The sequence below is a fragment of the Micrococcus sp. HSID17227 genome (genome assembly GCF_003989405.1).
GTDB lineage: Bacteria > Actinomycetota > Actinomycetes > Actinomycetales > Micrococcaceae > Micrococcus > Micrococcus luteus.
Map to the genome: position 1 here is coordinate 1 of NZ_RBLN01000106.1, position 7,386 is coordinate 7,386.

The following is a 7,386-nucleotide window of genomic DNA, read 5'->3' on the forward strand; positions in this document are numbered from 1 at the left end:
CTCTTTCCCTACACGCCCCCCGTCCGATCTCGTTCGACCGCGTCCTCGTGGACGCCCCCTGCACCGGCCTCGGGGCGCTGCGCCGCCGACCCGAGTCGCGCTGGCGCCGCACTCCGGCCGACCTCGCCGAGCTCACCGGCCTGCAGGCCGAGCTGCTCGACGCGGCGGTCTCCGTCCTCGCCCCCGGCGGCGTGCTCGCCTATGTCACCTGCTCCCCGCACGTCGCGGAGACCGTCGTCCAGGTCCAGGACCTCGTGCGCCGCCACCCCGAGCTGGAGCTGCTCGACGCCCGCACCGCCCTCGACACCGTCGCGCTCGACGACCTGCGCCTGGACGAGGCCGAACCCGCCGGCGCGCCGGAGCCAGCCGATGTGGTCGCCCGCACGGCCCAGCTCTGGCCGCACCGGCACGGCACCGACGCCATGTTCCTGGCCCTGCTGCGCGCCCCCGGCGCCTGACCGAGAGGACCCGCCCATGACCGCCCGCGCCCCGCGCCTGCACCCCTCGATCCTGTCCGCGGACTTCGCCCGCCTCGCCGACGAGCTGGCCCGCATCCCCAGCGCAGACGCGGTGCACGTGGACGTCATGGACAACCACTTCGTCCCGAACCTCACCCTCGGCCTGCCCGTGGTCGAGGCGATCCGACGCGCCACGGACCTGCCGCTGGACCTCCACCTGATGATCGAGGACGCCGACCGCTGGGCGCCCGGCTACGCGGAGGCGGGGGCCGAGTCCGTCACCTTCCACGCCGAGGCCTCGGCCGCGCCCGTCCGGCTGGCCCGGGAGCTGCGCGCGGCCGGAGCGAGGGCCGGCATGGCGCTGCGGCCGGCGACCGCGGTCGAGCCCTACCTGGACATGCTCCCGGAGCTGGACATGCTTCTGCTGATGACCGTGGAGCCCGGCTTCGGGGGGCAGGCGTTCCTCGACGTCGTGCTGCCGAAGATCCGCCGGGCCCGCCGCGCCCTCGACGGCGGGTCCGCCCCGCTGGCCCTCCAGGTCGACGGCGGCGTGAACCGGGAGACCATCGAGCGTGCGGCCGAGGCCGGGGCGGACGTGTTCGTGGCCGGTTCCGCGGTGTTCGGCGCCGAGGACCCCGACGCCGCGCTCGTCGGCCTGCGCACCGCCGCCGCCCGCGCCTGCCACTAGCCCGGCGACGCGCCCGCCCGCCGCGCCGGACGTCGCCCGGCGACGTCCGGCATGCGCGGCCGGCCGGGCGTGCGATACTGCTGGACAGCAACGTGCTCCGAGATGCGGTGGAAATCCGCACCGGCGGTGACAGCCCGCTAACCGCGCGGCCCGTCCTCATCCGAGGCGGTGCCGGGCGGCCTGACCGGTGGAATTCCGGTGCCGACCGTACAGTCGGGATGGGAGAGGCACGCGGCGGAGCCGTTCCGCGCCCTGCGCGGGAGGGCTGCGGAGCGCACCCCTCGGAGTCCCGATCCGAGGAGGTGGCGTCACGGTCATGGACTGGCTGGTGGACGCGTTCAACTGGACCATCCCGGTCGCCGGCGGCGGCCTGCTCATGCGCGAGGTGCTGGGCAACGTCTTCGGCCTCGCCTCCGCCCTGGGCGGCATGGCGCGCAGGGTCTGGGCCTGGCCCGTGGGCATCCTCGGCAACCTCATCCTGCTGACGGTCTTCCTCGCCTCCCTGTTCACGGGGGCCGATCACGCCACCCTGCTCGGCCAGGCCGGCCGACAGGTCATGTTCATCGCCGTCTCCGTCTACGGCTGGGCGCGCTGGCGTCAGGCCCGCCGGGGCCACGCCGAGGACGCTCCCGCCATCACCCCGGAGTGGGCCGGCTGGCGCGGGCGCGTGTTCCTCGTGACGGCCATGGCGGTCGGCACCGTCGCCCTCACCCCCGTGTTCCGCGCCCTGGGTTCGTGGGAGCCGGTGTGGGCGGACGCCTGGACGTTCGTGGGATCGCTGCTGGCGACCTACGGCATGGCGCGCGGCTGGGTGGAGTTCTGGCTGATCTGGGTGGCCGTGGACGTCGTCGGCGTGCCCCTGCTGTGGAGCACCGGCTACTACGCCTCGGCCGTGATGTACGCCTTCTACGGCGCCTTCACCCTGATCGGCTTCTTCGTGTGGCTGCGCGCCACAGACCGGGACAAGCCCGCCGTGGAGACGCTGCTGCCGGACGGCCCCGAGGGGGACGTCGCCCGATGAGCGCCGCCGAGACCCCGTCCGCCGACCCCATGGACCTCGCCGTCCGCGCCGCGCTGCGCGGTGTGCGCGGCGCCAACCCCCTCGTCGGGGCCGTCCTGACCGACGAGGCCGGCCGCGTCCTGGCCGTCGGCCACCACCGCGGACGGGGGACTGCCCACGCCGAGGTCGACGCCCTGACCCGCTGGCGGGCCGCCCGCGCCACGGATCCGGCCCTGGCCGCCCTCGACCCCGCCGGCCTGACGCTGCACGTCACCCTCGAGCCCTGTGACCACACCGGCAGCACCGGCCCCTGCTCGCAGGCCGTCCTGGACGCGGGGATCGGCGCACTGCGCTACGCCGTCGCGGACCCCACCGGTCACGACGGCGGCGGCGCGGCCCGCCTCGCCGCGCACGGGGTGCACGTCCCCGGCCCCACCGGCGAGGCGGCCGCCCTCCCGCTCACCGCCCGCTGGCGCGAGGTCCGCGACGCAGGCCGTCCGTGGGTGACCGCGCACCTCGCCCAGTCCCTCGACGGCCACGCCGCGGCCGCCGCCGGCACCAGCCAGTGGATCACCGGCCCGGACTCCCGCGTCCACGCCCACGAGGTGCGCTCCCGCGTCGACGCCATCGTCGTCGGCACGGGGACCGTGCTGGCCGACGACCCCCGCCTCACCTCCCGTGACGCCGTCGGCGCCGAACTCGCGCACCAGCCCGTGCCCGTCGTCCAGGGTCACCGGCCCGTGCCGGACGTAGTGGTCCGGGGCGAGCACCTCGAGGGCGGCCATGTCCGCACGGAACAGGTCGGTCTGCTCCTCGGCGAGCGCGCGCCAGTCGACGCCGGTCGCCTCGGCCCGCTCGAGCAGGGGGTCGTCCACGTCGGTCACGTTCTGGACGTAGGCGACCTCGAGACCGGCCGCGCGCCAGTAGCGGTGCAGCAGGTCGAAGGCCACATAGGTGCTCGCGTGGCCGAGATGCGTCGCGTCGTACGGGGTGATCCCGCAGACGTACAGCGAGGCGCGCTGCGCGTCGTTGCCCGGATGCCGAGTCCGTCCCGTGGCGGTGTCGTGCAGCCGCAGCCGGTCGGGGCGGCTCGGCACGGCGGGCGGGGCGGGGGTGCTCCAGGACTTCACGGGACTCCTCAGATCGGGGTGGTTCGGCGGTGCCGGGCCGCCATGCCCGGCGGCGGGAGCGGGCTCAGGCGCTGATGACGCCCGCGCCCAGCAGGGCGAACAGGACGCCGCCCAGGAGGATGCGGTACCAGACGAACGGCAGGTACGAGTTGGTGCTGATGAAGCGCATGAGCCAGGCGATGACCGCGTAGGCCACCACGAAGGCGATCGCGGTCGCGACCAGCGTCTCCCCCATGCCGTACGGGCCCTGCGTGCCGGGATCGGTGAGCGAGGTGTACAGCTTGTACAGGCCGGAGGCGAACACGGCGGGCACCGCCAGCAGGAACGCGTAGCGGGTGGCGGCGGGCCGGGTGTAGCCCATGGCCAGGCCGGCCGCGATGGTGCCGCCGGAGCGCGAGACGCCCGGGATCAGCGCGAGGGCCTGGGCCAGGCCGTAGAGGACGCCGTCCCGCACGGTGAGCTTCTCGAGCGGCTTGGTCTGACGGCCGAGCCGGTCCGCCAGGGCGAGCAGGACGCCGAACACGATGAGCATGGTCGCCGTGATCCACAGCGACCGGAACTCCGTGTCGATCCAGTCCTCCAGCAGCAGGCCCAGGACCGCGATCGGGATCGAGCCCACGATGATCAGCCAGCCCATGCGCGCATCGGGGTCCGAGTGCGGGATCCGCCCCGTGACCGCGGCGCACCACCGGCCGATGATGCGGGTGATGTCGCGCCAGAAGTAGATGAGGACCGCCAGCTCCGTGCCGAGCTGCGTGATGGCCGTGAAGGCCGCCCCCGGGTCGGTCGCGGAGGGCAGGAACTCGCCCACGATGCGGATGTGGGCGGAGGAGGAAATGGGCAGGAACTCCGTGAGGCCCTGCACCAGGCCCAGGATGATGGCTTCGATCCACGTCACGGAGGGTCACTGTACGCCACGGCCCCGGGTGGGAACCCGGGGCCGTGCGATCCGTCACGAGCAGGACGGTCAGTCGTCGTCGTCCTCGTCGTCGAAGAGGTCGAGCGGGGTGACCTCCTCGGTGTCCGCGTACAGGGCGTCCTCGTAGGCCTCGAAGGCGTCGGCCACGGCGAAGAAGGCGGCTTCGACGGCGGGGTCGTCCTCGCCCCGCTTGTTCTGCGCGGCCACGAGGTGTTCGTTCAGGGCGGTGGTGAGGGCCTCGAGGGCCATGCGGGCGTCAGAGCTCATGGGTGAACGGTAACCCGGTGGCCGGTGACGCGGCCAGGGGTGGGCCGTGCGGGACCGGCCGCCGGACCCGACGCCGTCTGCCAGGATGGGCGGGTGCGTGAACAGCTGATGTCCTCGACCCTCGACGCGATCTCCCGCGGACAGAAGTGGGAGTACCTGGTGATGACGGTCGCCGCCCACGAGTCCCTCGCCGACGCCCGGCGGCGCCTCGTGGAGCACGCGGAGTACGGCCAATGGGAGCTGCAGCGCTCCGTGCACTACCGCGACGGGGCGCGCCGCTACTGGATGCGCCGCCGGGTGATGCGCGTGGCCTCGACCCTGCAGACGGTCTGAGGCGCGGGCGCGACGACGGCGCCCCGGCCGTCGTCGCGCCCGCGGCCCGGATCAGCGCGGCTCCAGCATCCGCTCGAGCACCCGGCAGCCGAACTCGAGCGCGTCCACGGGCACCCGCTCGTCGATGCCGTGGAACAGGGACGTGAAGGCCAGGTCGGCGGGCAGGCGCATGGGCGCGAAGCCGTAGCCGGTGATGCCCAGCCGGGAGAGGGACTTGTTGTCCGTGCCCCCGCCGAGCATGAACGGCAGCACCTGGGCCTCGGGGTCCTCCGCCTGCAGCGAGGCGATCATCAGCTCCACCAGGTCCCCGGAGAAGGGGGTCTCCAGGGCGACGTCCCGGTGCTCGGGTGCGATGGTCACGTCGGGACCGGCGAGCTCGGCGATCGTGGCGAGGGCGGACTCCTCCTCCCCGGGGATCAGGCGCACGTCCACGGTGCCGGTGGCCGAGGACGGGATGACGTTGTGCTTGTAGCCGGCGGTCAGCCCCGTCGGGTTGGACGAGGTGCGCAGGGTGCCGGCCACCCAGGAACGGGCCTGCCCGAGCGCGTCGAGCTGCGGCGTCGGGTCCGTCTCGTCGAAGTCCACGCCCATGATCTCGGCCACCTGTTCGAGCAGCGCGCGCGTGGTCTTGGTGTACACGAGCGGCCACTCGTGCCCGCCGATGCGGGTCATGGCGCCGGCCAGCCGGGTGACCGCGTTGTCCGGGTGCGGGGCCGAGCCGTGCCCGGGGGCGCCCTCCGCGGTGAGGTTGAGCCAGGCGAGCCCCTTCTCCGCGGTCTGCACGAGGTAGGCGCGCGAGCCGTGCACCTCGGTGGAGAAGCCCCCCACCTCGGAGATCGCCTCGGTGCACCCGTCGAACACCTCGGGGTGATGGTCCACGACCCAGCGTGCGCCGTAGACGCCGCCGGCCTCCTCGTCGGCGAAGAACGCAACCGTCAGGGGTCGCCGCGGCCGGCGGCCCGTGCGGGCCAGGTGCAGCAGCACCGCGAGCACCATGGCGTCCATGCCCTTCATGTCCACGGCGCCGCGCCCCCAGATCATGCCGTCCTTGAGCTCGGCGCCGAACGGGTCCACGCTCCACTCGTCCGCCTCGGCGGGGACCACGTCCGTGTGCCCGTGGATGACGAGCCCCGGCGCCTCCGGATCCCAGCCCGGCAGGTGCCCGACGACGGAGACCCGGCCCGGCGCCGACTCGAAGAAGCGGGGGGTCATCCCCGCCTCGGTCATGAGCCGGGCGCAGTACTCCGCGGCCTCAGGCTCACCGACGGAGACGTTGCCCCCGCGGTTGGTGGTGTCGATCCGGATGAGGTCGCGGCAGATCTCCACGACGCGGTCCTCGGGGCGCGAGCGGGCGGGGTTCTCGATGTTCTCGACCATGGTTTTGAGCCTAGCCCGAACCCGTGCTATCTTTCTCGAGTTGCCCGGAGCGGGACGGACCGGACAGGACCGGAACGCGGTGGGCGACGGAGCCTCTCCCAGGGCTCCACCGATGAGCGCGAGTGGCGGAATTGGTAGACGCGCAGCGTTGAGGTCGCTGTGTCCGCAAGGACGTGGGGGTTCAAGTCCCCCCTCGCGCACCGCTCGTCGAGCAGCAGGGCCCCGGTCGTCACGACCGGGGCCCTGCGTGTTCCCCGGACCGGCGTCCCCTCTAGAGTGGTGTCTGTGCGACGGCAGGCGCCGTCGGTGGAACCGCACGACGGCATGGAGGACCTGATGGCCCTGGAAGCCCCCGCACTGCTGCACCGGCTCGCGCGAGCCCACGGGGTGCAGCCCGAGTACGTCGGGCAGGACGGCTCGGCCCAGACCGTGCCGGACGAGGCCCTCGTGAAGGTGCTCGCCGCCCTCGGGGTGTCGGTCCGTCCGGACGGGGTCGCCGCTCTGGCCGAGGCGCTGGAGGAGGCGGAGACGGCCCCCTGGCGGGACGTGCTCCCGCCCACCGTGGCCGCCCGGTCCGGCCACCGCCTGTCCGTGCCGTGCCACGTGGCCGCGGGCGAGCCGGTCGTGGCCCGCGTGCGCACGGAGGACGGGCGGACCCTCGAGGTGAGCGTGAGCGAGCCGGTGTCCGAGGTCCGCCTCGTGGACGGCGTCGAACGCGAGCGCGTCCACGTTCAGATCCCCGCCGACCTCGCCCCGGGCTGGCACCGGCTGGAGGTGACCAGCGGCTCCGGCTCCACCGCCTCCGCGGTCCTGGTCTGCGCCCCGACCCGGCTGAGCACGGCGCGTCCCTTCCTCGAGCGCCGCGGCTGGGGCGCGGCCGCGCAGGGCTACTCGGTGACCTCGGCGGACTCGTGGGGCATCGGCGACGCGGCGGACATGGCGTCCCTGGCCGAGATCGTCGCCCGGCACGGTGCCGACTTCCTGCTGCTGCACCCCCTGCACGCGATCGAGCCCGGCCCCCATCCGGCGGACTCCCCCTACTCCCCCGTCTCCCGTCGGTTCCTCTCGGCGCTGGTCGTGCACGTGCCCTCGATCCCCGAGTTCGCCGACCTGCCCGCCGCGGAGCAGGCGGAGCTGCGGTCGGCCGGCGCCCGCGTCCAGGCGGAGCTGGAGCGCACCGGCCGGATCGATCGGGCCGCCGTCGCCGCCGTCCT

At 74.1% G+C, this 7,386-nt stretch carries 7 protein-coding genes, 1 tRNA gene, 3 pseudogenes and 1 riboswitch; of the genes and pseudogenes, 7 read left to right on the plus strand and 4 right to left on the minus strand.

Annotated elements, in window-relative coordinates; all coding sequences use genetic code 11:
- The 4 genes and pseudogenes from D8M29_RS06910 to ribD form a co-directional block, all read left to right on the plus strand.
- Positions 1–458: pseudogene (locus D8M29_RS06910) on the plus strand (rRNA small subunit methyltransferase B); the annotation flags it as partial.
- Positions 459–474: 16 nt separating this feature from the next.
- Positions 475–1,146, plus strand: coding sequence for a ribulose-phosphate 3-epimerase (gene rpe / locus D8M29_RS06915; RefSeq protein WP_060973834.1), 672 nt, complete (start codon positions 475–477; stop codon positions 1,144–1,146).
- 89 nt (positions 1,147–1,235) lie between these two features.
- Positions 1,236–1,380, plus strand: a riboswitch (FMN riboswitch).
- Positions 1,381–1,462: 82 nt separating this feature from the next.
- Positions 1,463–2,167: a nicotinamide riboside transporter PnuC gene (gene pnuC, locus D8M29_RS06920; RefSeq protein ID WP_004167571.1), complete on the plus strand. Its 705-nt coding sequence runs from the start codon at positions 1,463–1,465 to the stop codon at positions 2,165–2,167.
- Between the two features lie 29 nt (positions 2,168–2,196).
- A pseudogene (gene ribD, locus D8M29_RS06925) lies at positions 2,197–2,826 on the plus strand (bifunctional diaminohydroxyphosphoribosylaminopyrimidine deaminase/5-amino-6-(5-phosphoribosylamino)uracil reductase RibD); the annotation flags it as partial.
- A 66-nt stretch (positions 2,827–2,892) separates the two neighbouring features.
- On the opposite strand, the pseudogene D8M29_RS06930 reads toward ribD, so the two are convergent.
- The 3 genes and pseudogenes from D8M29_RS06930 to D8M29_RS06940 form a co-directional block, all read right to left on the minus strand.
- Positions 2,893–3,276, minus strand: a pseudogene (locus tag D8M29_RS06930) (class I tRNA ligase family protein); the annotation flags it as partial.
- A 64-nt stretch (positions 3,277–3,340) separates the two neighbouring features.
- A complete protein-coding gene (locus tag D8M29_RS06935; RefSeq protein ID WP_036315183.1) occupies positions 3,341–4,174 on the minus strand; it encodes an undecaprenyl-diphosphate phosphatase in 834 nt (277 codons plus the stop codon).
- A gap of 69 nt (positions 4,175–4,243) precedes the next feature.
- Positions 4,244–4,462 (minus strand): hypothetical protein, encoded by a 219-nt coding sequence (locus D8M29_RS06940; protein WP_036315190.1) that lies wholly within the window; start codon positions 4,460–4,462, stop codon positions 4,244–4,246.
- A 93-nt stretch (positions 4,463–4,555) separates the two neighbouring features.
- Here D8M29_RS06940 and D8M29_RS06945 point away from each other — a divergent pair, with 93 nt between their 5' ends.
- A complete protein-coding gene (locus tag D8M29_RS06945; protein WP_036384809.1) occupies positions 4,556–4,795 on the plus strand; it encodes a DUF5703 family protein in 240 nt (79 codons plus the stop codon).
- Positions 4,796–4,846: 51 nt separating this feature from the next.
- On the opposite strand, the gene D8M29_RS06950 is transcribed toward D8M29_RS06945, so the two are convergent.
- A complete protein-coding gene (locus D8M29_RS06950) occupies positions 4,847–6,172 on the minus strand; it encodes a M20/M25/M40 family metallo-hydrolase (RefSeq protein ID WP_036384810.1) in 1,326 nt (441 codons plus the stop codon).
- A 116-nt stretch (positions 6,173–6,288) separates the two neighbouring features.
- Between D8M29_RS06950 and D8M29_RS06955 the strand changes: the two genes are divergently transcribed.
- Both D8M29_RS06955 and D8M29_RS06960 read left to right on the plus strand, forming a co-directional pair.
- Positions 6,289–6,372, plus strand: a tRNA-Leu gene (locus tag D8M29_RS06955).
- Positions 6,373–6,478: 106 nt separating this feature from the next.
- Positions 6,479–7,386 (plus strand): 4-alpha-glucanotransferase (locus D8M29_RS06960; protein WP_238693345.1); only part of this gene is annotated, 908 nt, incomplete at its 3' end.

Coding starts and splice junctions, on each gene's coding strand:
- D8M29_RS06940 (WP_036315190.1), bottom strand. CDS start 4,462: ATGAGCTCTGACGCCCGCATGGCCCTCGAGGCCCTCACCACCGCCCTG.
- pnuC (WP_004167571.1), top strand. CDS start 1,463: ATGGACTGGCTGGTGGACGCGTTCAACTGGACCATCCCGGTCGCCGGC.
- rpe (WP_060973834.1), top strand. CDS start 475: ATGACCGCCCGCGCCCCGCGCCTGCACCCCTCGATCCTGTCCGCGGAC.
- D8M29_RS06950 (WP_036384810.1), bottom strand. CDS start 6,172: ATGGTCGAGAACATCGAGAACCCCGCCCGCTCGCGCCCCGAGGACCGC.